At 54.3% G+C, this 20076-nt stretch carries 18 protein-coding genes and 1 pseudogene; 18 read left to right on the plus strand and 1 reads right to left on the minus strand.

Translation table 11 applies throughout. The features are described from left to right. The 5 genes and pseudogenes from ABWO67_RS12175 to ABWO67_RS12195 form a co-directional block, all read left to right on the plus strand. Positions 1-249: pseudogene (locus tag ABWO67_RS12175) on the plus strand (sugar ABC transporter permease); the annotation flags it as partial. Next, complete coding sequence (locus ABWO67_RS12180; RefSeq protein WP_353151983.1) at positions 242-1057, plus strand: carbohydrate ABC transporter permease; 816 nt, start codon at positions 242-244, stop codon at positions 1055-1057. The pseudogene ABWO67_RS12175 and the gene ABWO67_RS12180, both read left to right, overlap by 8 nt. An 11-nt stretch (positions 1058-1068) precedes the next feature. After that, the gene (locus tag ABWO67_RS12185) at positions 1069-1377 is read left to right on the plus strand and encodes a DUF2160 domain-containing protein (protein ID WP_353151984.1); all 309 of its coding nucleotides are present in this window, start codon (positions 1069-1071) and stop codon (positions 1375-1377) included. An 81-nt stretch (positions 1378-1458) separates the two neighbouring features. Next, positions 1459-3189: an ABC transporter substrate-binding protein gene (locus ABWO67_RS12190; RefSeq protein ID WP_353151985.1), complete on the plus strand. Its 1731-nt coding sequence runs from the start codon at positions 1459-1461 to the stop codon at positions 3187-3189. Between the two features lie 127 nt (positions 3190-3316). Then, positions 3317-4909 (plus strand): glycerol-3-phosphate dehydrogenase/oxidase, encoded by a 1593-nt coding sequence (locus tag ABWO67_RS12195; protein WP_353151986.1) that lies wholly within the window; start codon positions 3317-3319, stop codon positions 4907-4909. A gap of 120 nt (positions 4910-5029) precedes the next feature. Here the strand turns inward: ABWO67_RS12195 and ABWO67_RS12200 are convergent, their stop codons facing one another. After that, positions 5030-5551, minus strand: coding sequence for a C40 family peptidase (locus tag ABWO67_RS12200; RefSeq protein ID WP_353151987.1), 522 nt, complete (start codon positions 5549-5551; stop codon positions 5030-5032). A gap of 466 nt (positions 5552-6017) precedes the next feature. Between ABWO67_RS12200 and flhD the strand changes: the two genes are divergently transcribed. From flhD to flhA, 13 genes are all read left to right on the plus strand, one after another. Further along, a complete protein-coding gene (gene flhD, locus ABWO67_RS12205; protein WP_353151988.1) occupies positions 6018-6341 on the plus strand; it encodes a flagellar transcriptional regulator FlhD in 324 nt (107 codons plus the stop codon). Between the two features lie 22 nt (positions 6342-6363). Continuing rightward, a complete protein-coding gene (flhC, locus tag ABWO67_RS12210; RefSeq protein WP_353151989.1) occupies positions 6364-7035 on the plus strand; it encodes a flagellar transcriptional regulator FlhC in 672 nt (223 codons plus the stop codon). 171 nt (positions 7036-7206) lie between these two features. After that, on the plus strand, positions 7207-8079 hold the full coding sequence (motA, locus tag ABWO67_RS12215; protein WP_353151990.1) for a flagellar motor stator protein MotA: 873 nt from the start codon (positions 7207-7209) through the stop codon (positions 8077-8079). Between the two features lie 11 nt (positions 8080-8090). Next, a complete protein-coding gene (gene motB, locus ABWO67_RS12220) occupies positions 8091-9020 on the plus strand; it encodes a flagellar motor protein MotB (protein ID WP_353151991.1) in 930 nt (309 codons plus the stop codon). A gap of 135 nt (positions 9021-9155) precedes the next feature. Beyond that, positions 9156-11222 (plus strand): chemotaxis protein CheA, encoded by a 2067-nt coding sequence (cheA, locus tag ABWO67_RS12225; protein WP_353151992.1) that lies wholly within the window; start codon positions 9156-9158, stop codon positions 11220-11222. A gap of 27 nt (positions 11223-11249) precedes the next feature. After that, positions 11250-11750 carry a chemotaxis protein CheW gene (locus tag ABWO67_RS12230; RefSeq protein WP_353151993.1) on the plus strand — a complete coding sequence of 167 codons (501 nt, stop codon included), beginning with the start codon at positions 11250-11252 and terminating at the stop codon, positions 11748-11750. A gap of 58 nt (positions 11751-11808) precedes the next feature. After that, positions 11809-13551 (plus strand): methyl-accepting chemotaxis protein, encoded by a 1743-nt coding sequence (locus ABWO67_RS12235; RefSeq protein ID WP_353151994.1) that lies wholly within the window; start codon positions 11809-11811, stop codon positions 13549-13551. 4 nt (positions 13552-13555) lie between these two features. Then, positions 13556-14398: a CheR family methyltransferase gene (locus ABWO67_RS12240; protein WP_353151995.1), complete on the plus strand. Its 843-nt coding sequence runs from the start codon at positions 13556-13558 to the stop codon at positions 14396-14398. A 46-nt stretch (positions 14399-14444) separates the two neighbouring features. Further along, positions 14445-15497, plus strand: a complete 1053-nt coding sequence (locus tag ABWO67_RS12245) for a protein-glutamate methylesterase/protein-glutamine glutaminase (RefSeq protein ID WP_353151996.1) — start codon at positions 14445-14447, stop codon at positions 15495-15497. Between the two features lie 47 nt (positions 15498-15544). Continuing rightward, positions 15545-15934, plus strand: coding sequence for a chemotaxis response regulator CheY (gene cheY, locus ABWO67_RS12250; protein ID WP_353151997.1), 390 nt, complete (start codon positions 15545-15547; stop codon positions 15932-15934). A 12-nt stretch (positions 15935-15946) separates the two neighbouring features. Then, positions 15947-16591, plus strand: a complete 645-nt coding sequence (gene cheZ / locus ABWO67_RS12255) for a protein phosphatase CheZ (protein WP_353151998.1) — start codon at positions 15947-15949, stop codon at positions 16589-16591. Positions 16592-16766: 175 nt separating this feature from the next. Further along, positions 16767-17927, plus strand: a complete 1161-nt coding sequence (gene flhB, locus ABWO67_RS12260) for a flagellar biosynthesis protein FlhB (RefSeq protein WP_353151999.1) — start codon at positions 16767-16769, stop codon at positions 17925-17927. Beyond that, positions 17924-20038: a flagellar biosynthesis protein FlhA gene (flhA, locus tag ABWO67_RS12265; RefSeq protein ID WP_353152000.1), complete on the plus strand. Its 2115-nt coding sequence runs from the start codon at positions 17924-17926 to the stop codon at positions 20036-20038. Before flhB ends, flhA begins: the two co-directional genes overlap by 4 nt. Positions 20039-20076: the final 38 nt, after the last annotated feature.

The raw sequence follows: 20076 nt of genomic DNA on the forward strand, positions 1-20076 counted from the left end.
GTGCTGCTGCGCTTCATGGACAGCTTCATGATCTACACCGAGCCCTTTGTATTGACTGGCGGGGGGCCGGGCGATGCCACGACATTTCTCAGCCAATACCTGACCCAAAAGGCGGTAGGGCAGTTCGACCTTGGGCCTGCAGCCGCCTTTTCGTTGATCTATTTCCTGATTATCCTGTTGCTGTGCTTCATCTTGTATACCTGGATGCTGCGCGTCGGCACGCAAGACAAGGAGGCCGGACATGAGTAAACGCAAGCCATTCCAGAAGCGCACCATCTTCCTGATCCTGTACTTGTTGTTTGCCATGCTTCCCATCTACTGGATGGTCAACATGAGCTTCAAGACCAACGAAGGGATCTTGTCGAGCTTTTCATTGTTGCCGCAAAATTTTACGTGGGACAACTACAAGACGATTTTTACTGATGCGTCCTGGTACAACGGCTATATCAATAGCCTGATCTACGTAGCCATCAATACGATCATCTCAATTACTGTCGCCTTGCCCGCAGCATATGCATTTTCTCGCTATCAGTTCCTGGGCGATAAACATGTGTTTTTCTGGTTGCTCACCAACCGCATGACACCGCCAGCGGTGTTTCTGCTGCCATTTTTTCAGCTGTATTCAACCCTGGGGCTGATGGATACCTATTGGGCGGTCGCCCTGGCGCACCTGGTATTCAACGTGCCCTTGGCGGTGTGGATACTTGAAGGTTTCATGAGCGGCATCCCCCGGGAAATTGATGAAACCGCTTATATCGACGGTTACAGCTTTCCACGGTTCTTTTTGACGATATTTCTGCCCCTGATCAAGGCCGGGGTCGGCGTGGCCGCATTCTTTTGCTTCATGTTCAGTTGGGTTGAGCTTTTGCTGGCTCGCACTTTGACCAGCGTGAATGCCAAGCCCATCGTGGCCACCATGACCAGAACGGTTTCGGCCTCGGGTATGGATTGGGCCACCTTGGCTGCGGCAGGAACGCTCACTATCATTCCGGGCGCTATCGTCATCTGGTTTGTTCGCCACTACATTGCAAAGGGTTTTGCAATGGGCCGCGTTTGAAGGAGGTCCGCATGTTTGACTGGATGGTCTGGACCTTGCCAACGGCTGTGTTCTTCATCTGCATAGGACTGATGCTGGTGGGTATGACGGTGTTGGAACTGAAGTATCCCACCACCTTGCGCAAGGGGTTTTTGCCGATTGCCACGACTCGGGGCGACCGCCTGTTTATCGGCTTGCTGGTGGCCGCTTATATCAATCTGGGTTTTCTGGGCTTGAGCGAAATGTTCGCTGAATGGTTCGGCTTGTCGCAAGAGCCCAGTGTGTGGATTAGTTTTGTTGTATCGATGCTGGTTTTAGCGCTGATTTTGCGCAAAGGTTAAGGATGATTGTTGCGCGGTTTGCTGCTCCCCCGATCAGCGCAACAAGACAACAAAGCGGGGACATGTTCCAAGGAGACCGTAATGTTATTCCGTCGTACTGCACTGGCGTTTGCCGTAACGTGCCTGCTGTCCGGTCAGGCATTTGCTGGCGAAGCCGAAGCCCAGAAATGGATAGACAATGAATTTCAGCCATCGACTTTGACCAAGGATCAGCAGCTGAACGAAATGAAATGGTTTATTGAGGCAGCTAAAAAGCTTAAGGAGCAGGGCGTCAATGAGATATCCGTGGTCTCGGAAACGATCACCACCCATGAGTACGAGTCTAAAACGCTTGCCCGGGCATTTTCTGAAATCACCGGCATCAAGGTCAACCACGATTTGATTCAGGAAGGCGATGTCGTTGAAAAACTGCAAACCTCGATGCAGTCGGGCAAGTCTATCTATGACGGCTGGATTTCCGATTCAGACCTGATCGGAACCCATTATCGCTATGGCGAAATGTTGTCGCTGACCGACTACATGAATGGCGATGGCAAGCAATGGACCAATCCCGGCCTGGACATCAAGGACTTTATCGGGACTTCGTTTACGACAGCGCCTGATGGAAAACTGTACCAGTTGCCAGATCAACAATTTGCCAACTTGTATTGGTTTCGCGCCGACCTTTTCGGTAGGCAAGACTTGAAAGAGAAATTCAAGGCCAAGTATGGCTACGATCTTGGTGTGCCGGTTAACTGGAGCGCCTATGAGGATATCGCCAACTTCTTTACCAACGATGTCAAGACGATAGATGGCAAGCCGGTTTATGGGCACATGGATTACGGCAAGAAAGACCCGTCGCTGGGTTGGCGCTTTACCGACGCGTGGCTATCCATGGCGGGTACCGCCGACAAGGGTACGCCTAACGGCATGCCGGTCGATGAATGGGGGATTCGTGTTGCCGATGATAAATGTACGCCTGTAGGGGCTTCGGTGTCGCGCGGTGGAGCGACCAATTCGCCTGCCGCGGTCTACGCGTTGACCAAATATATAGACTGGATGAAAAAATATGCGCCCAAAGAAGCGCAAGGCATGACATTCAGCGAGTCGGGGCCCGTGCCTGCGCAAGGGCACATTGCACAGCAAATCTTTTGGTACACCGCTTTCACCGCGGACATGACCAAAAAAGGCTTGCCGGTGGTCAATGATGATGGCACGCCGAAGTGGCGCATGGCTCCTGCTCCGCATGGTCCATATTGGAAAGACGGCATGCAAAACGGCTATCAGGACGTGGGGTCATGGAGCTTCTTCAAGAATCATGATGCCAAGAAAGTGGCTGCGGCATGGTTGTATGCTCAGTTTGTAACGTCCAAGACGGCATCGCTTAAAAAGTCTATCGTGGGCCTGACTTTTATTCGCGACAGTGACATTCATAGCGACTATTTCACCAAGAATGCCAATCAATACGGGGGCTTGATTGAGTTCTATCGCAGCCCGGCCAGGGTCGCATGGACGCCTACCGGCACGAATGTCCCCGACTATCCCAAGCTGGCTCAGCTATGGTGGAAGAATGTTGCGACTGCCATTACTGCTGAAAAGACCCCGCAACAAGCCATGGATAACCTGGCGACCGAGATGGACGCCGTCATGGCGCGTCTGGAGCGTGCCGGCATGAACCATTGTGCTCCCAAGCTTAATCCCAAGTCCGATCCGGCCAAATGGTTAAGCGACAAAGAAGCGCCCTGGAAGAAGTTGGCCAATGAAAACCCCAAAGGCGAAACGGTTGCCTATGATGCCTTGCTGACCGCCTGGAAGGAAGGCCGGGTGCGTTAAGCACCGCGCATAAGCAAGACCGGCTAGAGAAAGGTCGTGTGCGAACATCCGTGCACACGACCTTTTCGACTTGTTTTTTGCGGCTGTTCTACACTTATGCTGCTTTGAATTTATTGGCCCTTGTTATATGACAACTATAGTTTCTCCCCAGGCGTCCGATCGGGCACAACATTTGGCTGCGCTTGCGGGCCTTGGTCAGGTTGATCTTGCGATCATCGGCGGTGGCGCCAGCGGTCTGGGCGTGGCGCTGGACGCGGCCTTGCGAGGCCTTTCAGTGGTACTGCTGGAATCTCACGATTTCGCCAAGGGCACGTCGTCGCGCGCGACTAAGCTGGTGCATGGCGGCGTACGCTACCTTGCTCAGGGCAACATTGCGCTGGTGCGCGAGGCCCTCCACGAACGCACTACGTTATTGCACAACGCACCGCATTTGGCACGCCCATTGGCTTTCGTTATGCCCAGCTACAAGTGCTGGGAAACGCCGTTTTACGGTGTGGGCCTGAAAATGTACGATGCGTTGGCCGGCAAGGCCGGGCTGGGGTCGACCGAATTTCTTAATTCCTACAAAACGCAGCAGTGTCTTCCCGGGGTGAAAGCACAGGGTTTGAAAGGTGGGGTCAAGTATTGGGATGGCCAATTCGATGATGCCCGATTGGCGCTGGCGCTGGCCAGGACGGCGGCCTCTCAAGGTGCGTTGTTGTTGAATTATTGCCCGGTAACGGAACTGATTCACGAGCAGGGCAAAGTGGCAGGGGTGCGATGCCAGGATGCTGAAACCGGTGTCTCCTACACGGTAAAGGCTAAATGCGTTGTCAATGCCACCGGGGTTTGGGTAGACGAAATTCGTCACAAAGACGGGGCTGCCACGGGCCGAAGCACACAGGCTATGGTTGCGCCCAGCCAAGGTGTACATTTGGTGGTCGACAGTGACTTTCTTCCTGGCGAGCATGCTTTGCTCGTACCTAAAACCCAGGATGGCCGAGTCCTGTTTGCGGTGCCATGGCTGGGTAAAGTCATATTAGGCACCACCGACACGCCGCGCAGGGATCTCGCGCGCGAACCGGCTGCATTCGCGGAAGAGGTGGAGTTCATTTTGGGCGAGGCAGGCAAGTATTTAAGCCGGGCTCCTCAGCGCAGCGATGTCAGAAGTATCTGGGTAGGTCTGCGTCCGTTGGTGCGCCCACCGGAGAACGAGGGCGGCAATACCAAGAAGATAAGTCGTGAGCACACGGTGCTGGTCAGTCCCAGCGGGCTGGTAACGGTAACGGGTGGGAAGTGGACAACTTACCGGGCAATGGCCGAGGACGTTCTGGATAAATGTGTCGAAACCGCATTGCTGCCTCGTCTTCCTCCTTCTGAAACCAGCGATTTCTTGCTGTTGGGGGCGGCAAGCAATGGTTCCGCCCGGGCTTCGATGGCGACGCCTCCCGGCATGGCCGCTTACGGTAGCGAGGCGCAGTGGGTTCAGGCTTTGCCTGGCGCCGACAAGGACTTGGCGCCAGGTCTTAGCGAGGCGATGGTGCGTTTTGCGGCCCGCTACGAATATGCGCGAACGGTCGAGGATATGTTGGCGCGACGATCCCGGCTGCTATTTCTTGATGCCCGCCTGGCGGCGCAATTAGCCCCGGCTGTGGCTACGATTCTGCAGGCCGAAACAGGGGTGGATCCACAGCTGGATGCGTTCTTGGTGCTGACGGAACAATATTTGCGATTGCCTTAAGGTGAAACGTTTCAGAATAGAAACAATTGTTTACTTTGTCGGCGACAGAGAGTCGAAGACTTAACACTTCTTTCCATTCGCGATAGTTACAAATGGAAATATAAGTAACATTGACGTCATCTACGATCTGAATAGCGTTCTGGCCGATTCGAATCGCTTGGCGTAATAAGGATTCTTCAACGAGTCAATGCGTACCTGCCCCCCGGTTGACGGTGCGTTGATGAAGCGATCTTCGCCTATATATATCCCCATATGCGAAAACGGCCGGTTCAACGTATTGAAAAATACAAAGTCCCCCGCTTTGAGCTGCGTCCTCGATATCTGCCGGCTTAGTCCGGCAATCTCCGCCGTATTATGGGGTAGGGGCTGCTGGGCTGCATTTTCAAAAACATAAGCGACCAGCCCACTGCAATCGAACCCTTTCGCAGGGTGAGTTCCACCATACCGATAGCGTGACTCCAATAGCGCCATGGCCGTCAGCACCACCTCGGTACGCTGAGCCGGATCGACCGCAATAGAGAGGCGGGGAGCCCCGGAGGAGCGATGGTTTCCGGGGCTGCTGCAGCCGGCAAGGAAGCAGATCGCGACCGCAATCAATAGCGACGTCAGAAGTCGAAACGGAGCAGGGTAAGTTGTCATCATTGGGACATTATTGTTGTAAACAGGCACATACACAAGGCAACGCTTTTTGCTATCGGATCGAAGGTGGCTGAACCTCCAATAAGCGTAGATGAATACCGCTATTTAGCCTAATACCAACGGCTGGTATAGATGTTGCCGTCGACAGTTCAATTGTCACTTCCGTAGCATTCAGCAATGGCTAGCATGTTTTTATGTAATAAATACTACAGAATAAGACGTATATTTTGTAACTGCCAGCGCCAGTAATGTAAATGTATATTTAAATTTGATACTATCGCACTGTTGTTTATTCGTAAACAACATAGTTTGATGCGGCTTGTAACGTTTTATGTAAGTTACAGGGTGAATCTTCAGTACGGCCCTGTTTACATATGCGGTTTGATTAACACCGGTTTTTCTTCCGGGACTCTTCCAGAGTCTTTTTGTGTGTACTTAGAAGAAAACGGACTCTCACAAGGAGGGCGTTATGCCCATAGCGGATAATTCGTCATTAACCGACATTAAAGAGGTAAATCTGTCTTACCTGATGTTGGCCCAGCGTTTGTTGCGTGAGAATTATGCGGCGGGAATGTTTCGCCTTGGTTTCGATACCGATGTTGCCGATATCGTGCTTCGCCTTTCGCCAGCGCAATTGGTGAAACTGGCAGGGGCCAGTTCGTTGATTTGCGGGTTTCGCCTCAATGACTACGAGTTGCTTTCTTCCTTGACACAGGACGTGCTCGGCGGCGTATTGCAGCAGGCGCACTCTACCATTCTGCTGGCGCGCCTCGGCGCAGCGCAAACAGCTTAAAGCAGGTTCGGAAAATCACATCATGGCAACGAAAAGTGTAGCCAAAGAAGCCGAGGAAATATTTCTCGCTTCAGAAATGATCACCTTAGGCGCGCGGCTACAAGTATTGCAGGCAGAAACCAGTCTTAGTTATGATCGTCTGGCGCGTCTATACCGGGAAGTCAAAGGATGCTCGCCTCCAAAAGGCATGCTCCCATTTTCGGTGGACTGGTTCATGACGTGGTTGCCAAACATACATTCCAGTGTGTTTTACAGCGTGTATCAGTACATGGACATGCACACGCCGGCAAAAAAGCCACTTGCCTTGGTAGAAGCTTATCGCTTGTATCTCGAGCAATCATCAGCGGGTCGCGCAGACGAACCCGATGTCGAGCCCGTGCTTAGTTTTACCCGTGCCTGGATGCTGATACGGTTTTTTGATAGCAAAATGGTTCAGCTATCGCATTGCGAGCGCTGCAAGGGCGGTTTCGTCGCCCATGCGCACGACCCGCAAAAAGGCTTTGTGTGCGCCATCTGTCGTCCTCCACCTCGTGCAGGAAAAACGCGGGCTCACGCTGCCGCCACCAAGGCAAGGACGCCTATCAAGCCGGTCATCCCCAGCGAAGTCTTGAAAAAGACGTCGCCAGCCAAGAAAACGGCTATTCCCGCTACAGGCCGGGTTATATCCCCGGCTTCTTTGGAGCTGCCTGGTTGATGGATGGCTAGCGTTTTCCGCTACCAAAAAAGCGTTCCGCCACTGGTATTCCTGAGGCGGATTTTTTTTGCCAGAACCAGGATTTAGGCTCAAAAACCCCCTTTGACAGGCGCTTTTACCGACTGGAAAAGAAGGGATCATATGCAACGTGTGTTTATCTAGGGCGTATCCGTGTTTATTCTGCTTGGGTTTGTAATTGTTTTTGCCTCGGTTTTCGGCAGCTTTGTAGCCCTGGGCGGACATCTGGGGGCTTTGTATCAGCCGTTCGAGTTCGTGTTGATCGCGGGTGCCGCCTTGGGCGCCTACCTTGCGTCCAACAGCGGCAAGTCAGCGAAAATGCTGTTCACGGCTTTACCTATGATTCTCAAGAAGAATCCTTACAACAAGGATTTATACATGGAGCTCATGGCTCTGCTGTATGTCTTGCTGAACAAGGCGCGTCGCGATGGCCTGATGTCGATTGAATCCGACGTCGAAGATCCCCAGGCCAGCCCGATCTTTAACGAGTACCCGCAAATTCTGCGCGATCCTGGTTTGATGGAGTTCATTACCGACTATCTGCGCCTAATGATTAGCGGCAACATGAGCTCTTACGAAATCGAGGCCTTGATGGATCAGGAAATCGAAGCGCATCACCACGAGCGGAATGTGCCAGCGATTTCGCTGCGGGCTGTGGCCGATGCCTTGCCCGCATTTGGCATTGTGGCTGCCGTGTTGGGCGTCATCAAGGCGCTGGCTTCGGTGGATCAGCCGCCTGCGGTGTTGGCCGACTTGATTTCCAAAGCGATGGTTGGAACCTTCCTTGGCATTTTGCTGGCCTATGGTTTTGTGGCGCCAGTTGCGGCATCCATTGAGCGACGTTCCATTGCATCGGTCAAGGTATTGGAATGCATCAAGGTCACTCTGCTGGCAAGCATGAATGGCTACCCGCCACAGCTGGCTGTGGAGTTCGGCCGAAAAGTGCTTTATGCCTATGTGCGTCCATCGTTCATGGAACTCGAGGATCATGTCCGCCAAACACGGACGGCAGGTAAGAAGGCGTAGCGGGCAGCTTTATGAATAACTCCGAACCGCGGATTGTTATCCGACGCAAACGGCCGCGCCACGAGGCGTCGCATGGCGGCAGCTGGAAAATTGCCTACGCCGACTTCATGACCGCCATGATGGCCTTCTTCCTTGTCATGTGGCTGGTATCGTTGGTGCCGCAGAAAGACTTGCAGGAGATGGCGGAATACTTTCGCATGCCGCTAATGGAAGCCATTACCGGTGGCCAGAAAAACGATGCCGGCAGTACGGTGATTCCGGGTGGATCACCCAGCGTTATTCCCAATCCTCATCTTATTCCCTCGCGCGGCGATGTCCATACCGAGGGTGATTTGCGCGATGCGCAGCGGCTGGAGAATCTGAAGACTGATCTCGAACGACTGATCCAGACCGATCCTATTTTGCAGCAGTTTCGCCCGCAGTTATTGCTCGACATGACGCCTGATGGCTTGCGGGTCCAGATTATCGACAAGCACAATCGGCCGATGTTTACGACGGGTAGTGCGCAGGTTCAGTCCTATATGCGCGATATCTTGCGCCAACTCGGGCCGGTTTTTAACGAGCTGCCAAATAGCATCAGTGTTGCCGGGCACACCGATGACATCCAGTACGCATCCGGCGAGCGTGAATACAGTAATTGGGAACTTTCCGCTGACCGGGCGAATGCTGCTCGAAAAGAGCTAGTCGCTGGCGGTATGGACGAACCCAAAGTCAAACGTATCCTGGGATTGTCATCAACGGTCAGCCTGATTAAAGATAACCCCACAGCTGCCGTTAACCGCCGTATCAGCATCGTAGTGCTGAATCGGCAAGCAGAGCGTCGTATTGATGAACAGAATGTATCGGGTGCGACGGCATTCGATCTTAGGGACATGATGGAACCCTCGCCAGCATCGCAGCTTGCTGTTCCTGGTCTGCCGGTTATGCCGGACTCTCCTTAAGGTGTTGCACCCGGCTTGCCGTTGCATGCTCGATTCACGACTGTGCGTTTGGCAGTGTTGTTTTGCAGTTAACAATAAACCTGGTCGTGAACAAAATATTCAAATGATAAAGCCCAATAGCAGAAGGAAACAATCATGAGTACGGGCGTCGACCTGAGCCAGTTTTTTGAAACCTTCTTTGACGAAGCCGACGAGTTGCTAGCCGATATGGAACGGTTGCTGCTCGGTCTTGACTTAGGCAATCCGGACATCGATGAGCTCAATGCAATTTTCCGTGCTGCTCATTCCATCAAGGGCGGGGCAGGCACATTTGGCTGTTTCGGCCATTTGGCCGACACCACTCATTTGCTTGAGAACTTGTTGGACTTAATACGCCGTGGCGAGATGCCGCTGCGCAAGGACATGATTGATCTTTTCCTGGAAACCAAAGATGTGCTGACAGAGCAAGTAGCCGCCTACCGCAATTCACAAGAGCCAAACCTGGAAGCTTACGAGCGTATCTGCGCTCAGTTGCGCGCCTTGGCGCTCGAGCAGAAGGGCGAAACTGTGCAGGCGCCTGCTCCCACGCCCGTTCCCCCTGTTGCGGAAGTCCCGCCGGTGCCTCCCGCACCTGTCACGCAGGGCAATGCGGCGGATATGCCGTTGCATATCCGAATCAACAAGCTTGATGACAAAGACGCGGCCGCTTTGTCCGCCGAAATGGCGCTGATGGGCGATGTCCTGCACCAGGAGCGCTCAGCGAACTCCCTTTCCTTATGGTTGAAAACAACGACTTCAATCAGCGATCTCGAAGCCGTTTGTTGCTTTATCGTCAATGCGGAGCAGGTTGATATCACGCCTGAATCCTTACCTGAAACCGCTATAAGTAGCGGGACTCCCGCCGCCGAGGCTCCAGCAGCATCAGCAGCTCCGGCAGAGCCGGAGCCAGCACCACTACCGCCAGCGGCACCTGAACCCTCGGCAGCGCCGGCAGCTTCAGCCGCGGCAAAGTCCGATGGCAAGGCGCCTGCGGCTTCCGGGGCGTCCAACAGCAGCACAATACGCGTCGGTGTGGAAAAGGTCGATCAAATTATCAACCTGGTGGGCGAGCTGGTCATTACCCAGGCCATGCTGGTACAAACCGCGTCTACCCTGGATCCCGTGCTTCACGACCGCTTGCTTAACGGTATTGAACAGCTTGATCGCAATGCCCGTGACTTGCAGGAAGCGGTGATGTCCATACGCATGATGCCTATGGATTACGTATTCAGCCGCTTTCCACGCGTGGTACGCGAAAGCGCAGCCAAGATGGGCAAGCAAATCAAGCTGACTACTCAAGGGCAGGCGACGGAACTGGACAAGAGCCTGATCGAGCGCATCATTGATCCGCTCACGCATTTGGTTCGCAATAGTATCGATCACGGAATCGAAGCGCCCGAAAAGCGAATCGAGGCAGGGAAAAGCCCCGAAGGCAATATGTTGTTGTCCGCGCAGCATCATGGCGGTCAAATCGTCATCGAGGTCTCGGACGATGGCGCGGGCCTGAACCGCGAGCGCATCCTGAAAAAAGCCATGGCTCAGGGAATGGCCGTCACGGAAAACACACCCGACGAAGACCTTTGGCAACTGATTTTCGCGCCAGGTTTTTCGACCGCTGAAAAGGTCACCGACATCTCGGGCCGCGGCGTCGGTATGGACGTCGTTCGCCGAAATATTCAAGGGATGGGCGGCCACATCCAGTTGTCTTCGCGCGCAGGCAGGGGCACGACAACGCGTATCGTGCTGCCGCTGACACTGGCTATTCTCGATGGCATGTCAGTGCGGGTAGGTGAAGAAACTTTCATCTTGCCGCTTAGCCACGTCACCGAGTCGATGCAGCCTTCCGCAGATCAAGTACGGGCAATTTCAGAAACCGAGCATGTACTCCAAGTGCGGGGCGAATACCTGCCGATTGTGGCGTTGCATGACGTATTCGCGGTTCACGGAGCGGAAACCGACATTACCAAATCGATTGCCGTTGTTCTGCAGGCTCAGGACGTCAGGTTTGCATTGCTGGTAGACCATTTGATCGGTCAGCATCAAGTCGTTGTAAAGAATCTTGAATCAAATTATCGAAAAATACCGGGTGTTTCGGCAGCCACAATTCTTGGCGATGGCAGCGTTGCGCTGATTGTGGATGTGTTTGCCTTGATGCGTTTCACACGCGACAAAACAACCATATAACGCCTTTCTAAAGTTTCGGAGCAAACAATGTTCAATAAGTTCGAGTCCCACGCTGATCAGGTTGATTCCGCCGGCCAGGAATTCCTGGTGTTTACGCTGGCAGCCCAAGAATACGGGATCGATATCTTGAAAGTTCAAGAGATCCGCGGATATGACGCACAAACGGTTACGCGCATTGCCAATGTGCCGTCGTTCGTCAAGGGGGTGACCAATCTGCGCGGCATTATTGTCCCCATTGTGGATATGCGCATCAAGTTCAACCTCGATACCGTCGAGTACAACCACCAAACCGTTGTGGTTATTCTCAACCTGAAGACGCGGGTCGTGGGCGTAGTGGTCGACGGCGTGTCCGACGTGCTGATGCTGCAACCATCGGAGATCAGCGCAGCCCCTCAGTTCGGTACAGCATTTTCCACCGAATATTTGACCGGTATTGGCACCTTGGGCGAACGCATGCTTATTCTGGTGGATATTGAAAAACTGATGACCAGTGAAGAAATGGCATTGGTTGAAAGCGCCGCAGCATAGCGGGTAGTGGGGCCCCTCACAGGGAGTTTCGGTCGTTATAAGCATGAGGCAATGCAGTATGCGCAAGATGTCGATGTTTTTGAACATGAAAATCCGCACCAGCCTGATACTGGTGCTGGTGTTTTTCCTAATCATGCTTGTTGCTGGCGCAGCACTGGGTGTGCTGTCTTTGCGCGCGAATAATCAGGCGTTGCAGAACATTGTTCAGAATCAACGGCTGGGCGCCGCCTTGTATGAGTCCATCGACGGGTACAAAAACGTGCAGACCATATTGGGCCGTGCGGTTACCAGTTTTATTGTCAATAATGACCAGCAAGCCAACGAGATCGCCGCGGAATGGGGCGGTACGGAAAGCGCATCGGTGATTAGCGATGAATCGCGCAAGCTCATCGCCCAGGCCCGTAGCGAGTACGACAAGTCTTTATCGCGCTTTGCGGCCTATCGTGACCTGATTAAGGAAGTCCTCGATCCTGAAAACCGCTATGCCCGGGTCACTGACAACTACACGACGTTGATGGACGGTGGGGTTCAGCCCATGTTCGATATGCTTCTGAATAGCGATGTAAAGCAATACCACAGCTTTCTTGGGCAGACGACGCTGTTGCTGGAAGAAGATTTGTACAGCGCTCTGGGTGGTCTACATGCTTATCAGCAACGTCTCATTGATCAGGCCTATCAGAAAGAGGTCAGTCAGTACGAACTGGTAATTCAACTGGTGTCTGTGGCCATGCTGTTATGCCTGATTATCGCTTTGGTGACCTATGCGTTTCTTAGCCGCATGGTATTGCGACCGCTACGGTTGGCAGGCACGCATTTTGACCGTATAGCCGCTGGCGACCTCAGCCATCGCATTGACGTTTCTTCAAAAAATGAAATCGGCGTACTTTACGAAGCCATGCGTCGCATGCAAGAAAGCCTGACCCGCACGGTTAGCACGGTGCGGCAAGGGGTAGAAGGCATCACTCTGGGTTCGCGCGAAATTTTCGCCGGTAACACCGACCTTAGCAGTCGTACTGAACAGCAGGCTGCATCGTTGCAGCAAACCGCTGCCAGCATGGAGCAACTTGCCAGTGCGGTGCGTCAAAATACCGATAACGCCGAACAAGCCGATCAATTGGCCAAAGGGGCTTCCGAAGTGGCGGTGCGTGCGGGGCAGGCGGTGTCGGTGGTGGTGGCCACGATGGACGACATTTCCACTAGTTCAGCCAATATGGCCGAGATCGTTAGCGTTATTGATGGCATCGCTTTCCAGACCAATATTCTGGCGCTGAACGCCGCTGTCGAAGCTGCCAGGGTGGGTGAGCAAGGCCGGGGCTTTGCTGTGGTCGCCGGCGAAGTGCGGTCATTGGCTCAGCGTAGCGCGCAGGCCGCCAAGGAAATAAAAGGACAGATTGAAGCGTCTTTGTCCAAAGTTCGGGCCGGATCGCAGCAAGCCAGCGAGGTAGGTCAGATCATGCAAGAGGTGGTCGATTCGGTGCAAGGCGTCACCACTATCATGGGGGAAATCTCTTCGGCCTCGCATGAACAGTCCGACGGCATTGAACAGGTCAACCAGGCTGTGACTGAAATGGATGGTGTGGTTCAGCAAAATGCCGCACTGGTCGAGCAAGCCGCTGCCGCTGCCGGTTCATTGCAAGAACAGGCATCACGCCTGGCAGAAGCGGTTGCTGTTTTCAAGGTCAACACCAATGAAGTCATCGATGTTGCTGCTGCGCAGCTAAGGCAATCGAGGCCTGGCTCCGATCCCATATTGTCGCGGGCAGGGCAGTCGCATCCCCTTGCCGCGTTAGCGAGCACCTGAAAACATGTCCCTGCCACAAGCGCAATCTATTTTTACCATGCCCGTCCTCGCAGAGGTTGGGCAGCTCGACTTCGAGCGTTCAGCACGCATTTTGCGTGCGAGGGCGGGGATAGTGATTGGCAGTCACAAACAGGAGATGGCCGCGCGCACGCTAGGGTTGCGTACGAAAAGCATGGGCTTGAATAACGTAAGGGAGTATCTGGATCATCTGGAACATAATCCCAACTCAACCGAGTGGGAAGCCTTCGTCAATGCCTTCACTATCAACCACACGGCATTTTTCCGCGAACAGCACCATTTCGACGTCCTGGCCGATTTCTCGAAAGATCGAAAAAAGCCGCTCTCGGTCTGGTGTGCTGCGGCTTCCACCGGTGAAGAACCCTATAGCATCGCCATGATCTTGCGCGAATCGTGTTTGCAGCCGGATATCGGGGTGTCGATATATGCGACCGATATCGATACACGTGCTATTGAGCGCGCCAAGGAAGGGGTTTATTCCCAGGATAGAGTGCAGCCTGTTCCGCATGCCTATCTAAAGAAATATTTCCAGCGCGGCACCGGGCGTCGTTCCGGCATGGTGCGTGTCAAGTCGAGCCTGCGTGAAATGATTGAATTCGATACCTTTAACCTGCTTTCCAAGAGTTGGCCAACCGACCGCAAGTTTGATGCGATATTTTGCCGAAATACGATGATTTATTTCGATAAGCCAACTCAAACAGGGATCCTGGAGCGCTTCGCGCCCATGCTGAAGCCCGGCGGCCTGCTGTTCGCGGGTCATTCCGAAAACTTTACCTACCTGACCAAAGCCTTTCGTTTGCAGGGTCAGACGGTGTATACGCCAACCTAGCGATAACGCTGGACGGCGCCACCGTTCTTATTGAGTTTGCAGAAAAATGAAGAAAATTCGTGTTCTATGTGTCGATGATTCCGCTTTGGTCAGAGGTTTGATGAGCGAAATCATCAACAAGCAGCCTGATATGGAGGTCGTGGCCTCGGCCCCTGATCCGCTCGTGGCGCGAGAGCTGATTAAGCAGCATAACCCCGATGTGTTGACACTGGATGTCGAAATGCCACGAATGGATGGCCTGGATTTCCTTGAGCGGTTGATGCGTTTGCGGCCCATGCCGGTTGTGATGGTGTCCTCGCTGACCGAGCGCAATTCCGAAGTAACTCTGCGAGCGCTTGAACTCGGTGCGGTTGATTTCGTTACCAAGCCCAAACTGGGCTTGCGCGATGGGTTGCTGGACTACAGCGAACTGATTGCCGACAAAATACGTGGGGCCGCTTTGTCTCGGCCTAAACAGGCCAGGACCGATAGCACGATAGCTCGTCCGCGCTTGTCGCCTGTGTTCTCAACTACCGAAAAACTGGTTTTGATTGGCGCCTCGACCGGCGGCACAGAAGCCATACGGCAGGTTCTCCAGCCATTGCCGGCCAATAGTCCGGCCATCATGATTACCCAGCATATGCCTGCAGGCTTTACCCGGTCTTTTGTGCAACGCCTGGATAACCTGTGCGCTGTCGAAGTCCACGAGGCTGAAGATGGCCAGCGTGTATTGCCTGGCCATGTCTATCTAGCCCCAGGCGGTGTTGCGCACATGAAGCTGGCGCGTTCGGGCGCCAACTATGTGGTCAAGCTGGAATACAGCGATCCAGTTAATCGTCATCGGCCATCAGTCGATGTGCTGTTTCATTCCGCGGCCCAGGTGGCCGGAAAGAATGCGGTAGGTGTGATTCTGACGGGTATGGGCAAAGATGGGGCGCAAGGCATGCTTGCCATGAAGCAGGCCGGAGCCATTACCTTTGCCCAAGATGAGGCAAGTTGTGTCGTATTTGGCATGCCGCGTGAGGCATTGCATATCGGTGCCGCTGATAGCGCGGTGCCATTGATGGATATAAGCGAACGCATACTGGCCAGCGCCGGCGCCTACGGACATCGGGTTTGAGTTCCTGTCGCAGACTGGCCATTACTTATTATTTTGGAGTGTGTTAAGTGGTACAAAAAACCATGAAAATCCTCGTCGTAGACGATTTCCCGACAATGCGTCGAATCATCAAGAACCTGTTGAAAGACTTGGGGTTCGAGAACGTGGATGAGGCCGAAGATGGCGCCATGGGTCTGGAAAAATTGCGCAACGGCAACTTTGAACTTGTCGTGTCCGACTGGAACATGCCCAATATGGATGGGTTGGTCATGTTGCAGCACATCCGAGCCGACCCGGTGCTGGCCAAACTGCCTGTACTGATGGTTACTGCCGAGGCCAAGAAGGAAAATATTATTGCCGCGGCTCAGGCGGGGGCCAGCGGCTATGTGGTCAAGCCCTTTACCGCTGCCACGCTTGAAGAAAAACTTAACAAGATCTTCGAGAAGCTTGGCATATAAAGGAGAGCAGGTATGAATGTCGCGAATACTCCTTTAAGCTTGGATGCTGATGGGCAGCCCGTTGATTTGATCCACCGCATCGCTTCGCTGACGCGCATGTTGCGCGATAGCATGAGGGAACTGGGGCTCGATCAGGCGATCAAGGATGCGGCCCATGCCATTCCAGACGCCCGGGATCGTTTGCATTATGTAGCGCATATGACCGAGCAGGCGGCCAACCGCGTGCTCAATGCTGCTGAGCAGACCCAGCCATTGCAAGACAGTATGCAGCGCGACGCAAAAGCGCTGGATGTCCGCTGGCAGAATTGGTTTGACCAGCCGGTCGAGCTCGACCAGGCACGAGAGCTCGTGGACGACACACGTGCGTTGCTCAAGGCGATTCCAGAAAAGACACAAGCGTCGCAGACCCATCTCCTGGACATCATCATGGCTCAGGATTTCCAGGACCTGACCGGTCAGGTCATCATGAAAATGCTGGGGGTGGTTTCGGCAATAGAAACGGAGTTGGTGCAGGTTCTGATCGACAATGTGCCCCAGGAGCGTCGCGAAGAGACGAATTCTCTTTTGAATGGGCCAGCCATCAATCCGGCGGGCAAGATTGATGTCGTTACCAGCCAGGATCAAGTCGACGATCTTCTGGATAGCCTGGGTTTTTAAGCTGCATCAGCAGGTGCTTGCAAGGCCGCGCACGGGATTGCGCCCGCTGCATAATCCCGTGTGGTGGGTGAATTAAGCGCATTTAGCACGTTAGCTCGGCCCTTCGCCACGTACGGTGGCGGCTAAAATCGTGGTTGATATTTTTCCCATATTCACCCCGTTTTTTGACCACTGAATGGCTGAGGACAGCGACCTCGAAAAAACTGAACCTGCCTCTCAAAGGCGTCTGGAAAAGGCGCGTGAAGAGGGCCAGGTCGTACGTTCCCGCGAGCTCAACACGTTTATGTTGTTAGGCGCGGGTGTGGCCGTGCTGTGGTTCGGCGGCGCGCGTATGTACGAAGGACTCAATGGCATCTTGCGGTCCGGATTATGGTTTGATCTTCGGGTCGGACAAGACACCAATGTCATGTTGTCAGTTGCCGCGAATTCGGCCTTGCAGGCATTGCTGCTGTTGGCGCCCCTGTTCCTGGTTCTGGTAGTGATTGCAATTTTTTCATCGGTGATGCTTGGAGGATTTATGTTTTCCTCCAAGGCGCTGGAACCCAAGTTCGAACGGCTCAACCCCCTGAAAGGTGTGGCACGGATGTTTTCGGCTCAAACCCTGGTGGAACTGATCAAGACCTTGGCCAAGGCAACGGTAATCGGCACGGTAGGCGCCATGGTCATCTGGAACTACCGGGACCAAATGTTATCTCTGATGCATACGACCCCCACGCAAGCATTGACCGAAGGGATGAGCCTCGTGGCATTGTGCTGCACGCTTATCGTTTCGGCACTGGTCATTATTGTATTGATCGATGCGCCGTGGCAGGTATTTAGCCACTATAAGAAAATGCGCATGTCCAAACAGGACGTCAAACAGGAGCACAAGGAAAGTGACGGGGACCCTCACGTCAAAGGCCGCATACGCCAGCAACAGCGCGCCATGGCACGTCGGCGCATGATGGCGGAAGTACCGACGGCGGATGTCATCGTCACTAATCCGACACATTACGCCGTTGCCTTGACCTACAAAGAAGGGCAGGGCGGAGCGCCCCAGGTCGTGGCCAAGGGTTCGGGCCTGGTAGCGGCGCGGCTGCGCAGTCTCGCCGCCGAGCACAAAGTACCGATGTTAAGTGCGCCGCCCTTGGCGCGCGCCTTGTATCACAACGTAGAACTAGGCCAGGAAATTCCTGCCGAGCTGTATTCGGCGGTGGCCGAAGTGCTTGCCTGGGTATTTCAATTGCGCAGCTGGAATATGGGAACCGGGGTCGAACCTCAGAAACCTTCCAGCTTGGTGGTTCCGCCAGACCTTGATCCCGCGGGCAAACATAAGATGGCGAAAAACGCACAATGAATAGTTTTCTAGCTCTGCTTAAAGACAATGGCGCGCAGCATGCCCGCCTGATGGCCGGTCCGATACTGATCCTGATGGTGCTTGCCATGATGATCCTGCCGCTGCCGCCGTTCATCCTGGACTTGCTTTTTACCTTCAATATTTCACTGTCCGTGATGATATTGCTGGTGGCGATGTTTACCAAGAAGCCGTTGGACTTTGCGGCATTCCCCGCTGTGCTGTTGTTTGCAACGCTTCTGCGTTTGTCGCTGAACGTGGCGTCTACGCGTGTCGTGCTGCTGCACGGACACAAGGGGCCAGATGCGGCCGGCCAGGTCATCGAGGCTTTTGGTCATTTCCTGGTCGGGGGCAACTTCGCCGTTGGTATCATCGTTTTTGTGATTCTGGTCATCATCAACTTTGTGGTCATCACCAAGGGTGCGGGGCGTATCGCCGAGGTCGGTGCCCGTTTTACGCTTGATGCCATGCCGGGCAAGCAGATGGCTATCGATGCCGACTTGAATGCTGGCCTGGTAGGCGAAGACGAAGCCCGCCGCCGCCGTATGGAAGTCTCTCAAGAGGCCGAGTTCTATGGCTCCATGGATGGCGCAAGTAAATTCGTGCGAGGCGACGCGGTAGCCGGCTTGCTGATTATGATTATCAATATTATCGGGGGTCTCATCATTGGAGTCGGGCAGCACGACCTGGCTTTCAGCGAGGCCGGCCGCGTGTATACGCTGCTGACTATCGGCGATGGGCTGGTTGCGCAAATTCCTGCCCTGGTTATTTCCACGGCAGCTGGCGTGGTGGTGTCGCGCGTAGCTACGGACCAAGATGTCGGTCAGCAGATGGTCAGTCAGCTCTTTGCCAACCCCAATGTCTTGTTCATTACGGCTGGCATCATGACGGCAATGGGGTTGATTCCCAATATGCCGCACGTCGCGTTTCTGCTGCTGGCGGCGGCGCTCGCTGGCGGCGGGCGGTTAATGCTGAAGCGTCAGCAGGCCGCAAAAGCGGCTGACGCCGAGGAGCCGCAGAAAGTCCAGGCAGCGGTTGAAGCGGCTGCCGCCGAGGCGACATGGGATGACGTAACGCTGGTCGATCCATTGGGTCTCGAGGTTGGCTACCGTTTGATTTCGCTGGTCGATCATGCACAAAACGGCGAGCTGCTGCATCGCATCCGCAGCTTGCGTAAAAAATTCGCCCAGGACGTCGGCTTCTTGCCGCCTGTCGTGCATATCCGCGATAACCTGGAGCTGAAACCCAATGACTATCGCATCTTGCTTTCGGGCGTCGAGATTGGCCGTGGGGTCGCGACTCCCGGACAGTGGCTGGCCATTGATCCGGGCGGGGTCACCATGAAGCTGCCCGGCGCCATCACTACCGATCCGGCGTTCGGTCTACCCGCCGTCTGGATTGATGTCTCGTTGCGTGAGCAGGCGCAAATCGCCGGTTATACCGTGGTCGATGCGGGCACGGTTATTGCCACGCACTTGAATCACTTGATGCACCGGCATGGCGGTCAGTTGCTAGGGCGCCAAGAAGTGCAGGCCTTGCTGGACCATGTGGGCCGTGAAGCGCCCAAGCTGGTCGAAGACTTGGTGCCCAAAACGATCACTCTTACCCTTTTGCAAAAGCTGTTGCGCGGTTTGTTGGCCGAAGAAGTGCCGATCCGGGATATGCGCAGTATTGTCGAAACGTTGGCCGAGCAAGCGCCTCGCCTGGCGGCGCTTAACCCAAGCGGGACAGGGCCTGATTCCGCCGAGTTGCTGGCCTTTACCCGGGTCGCGCTAGGGCGCGCAATTACGCAGCAATGGTTCCCGGGTGATACCGAACTGCGAGTCATTGGGCTGGATGCCAGGCTGGAACGGGTATTGACGCAGGCTCTGACCACCAGTGGCGCATTGGAGCCGGGCCTTGCCGATAGTGTGCTTAACGACGCGCAACGAGCGGTTCAGATTCAGGAAGCCAATGGCGATGCGACGGTGCTCGTCGTCCCCCCCGCATTGCGCGCCTCATTATCGCGTTTCTTGCGGCACCATTTTCCGCAGATCGGCGTACTTTCCAATGCTGAGATACCCGATGAGCGTATCTTGCGCATTACGGCCGTCATTGGCGGGAGTCAAGTGTGAACATAAGTCGTTTTATTGGCAGTACCAATCGCGAAGCA

Source organism: Pollutimonas bauzanensis, assembly GCF_040393045.1.
Classification (GTDB): Bacteria; Pseudomonadota; Gammaproteobacteria; order Burkholderiales; family Burkholderiaceae_B; genus Pollutimonas; species Pollutimonas bauzanensis_A.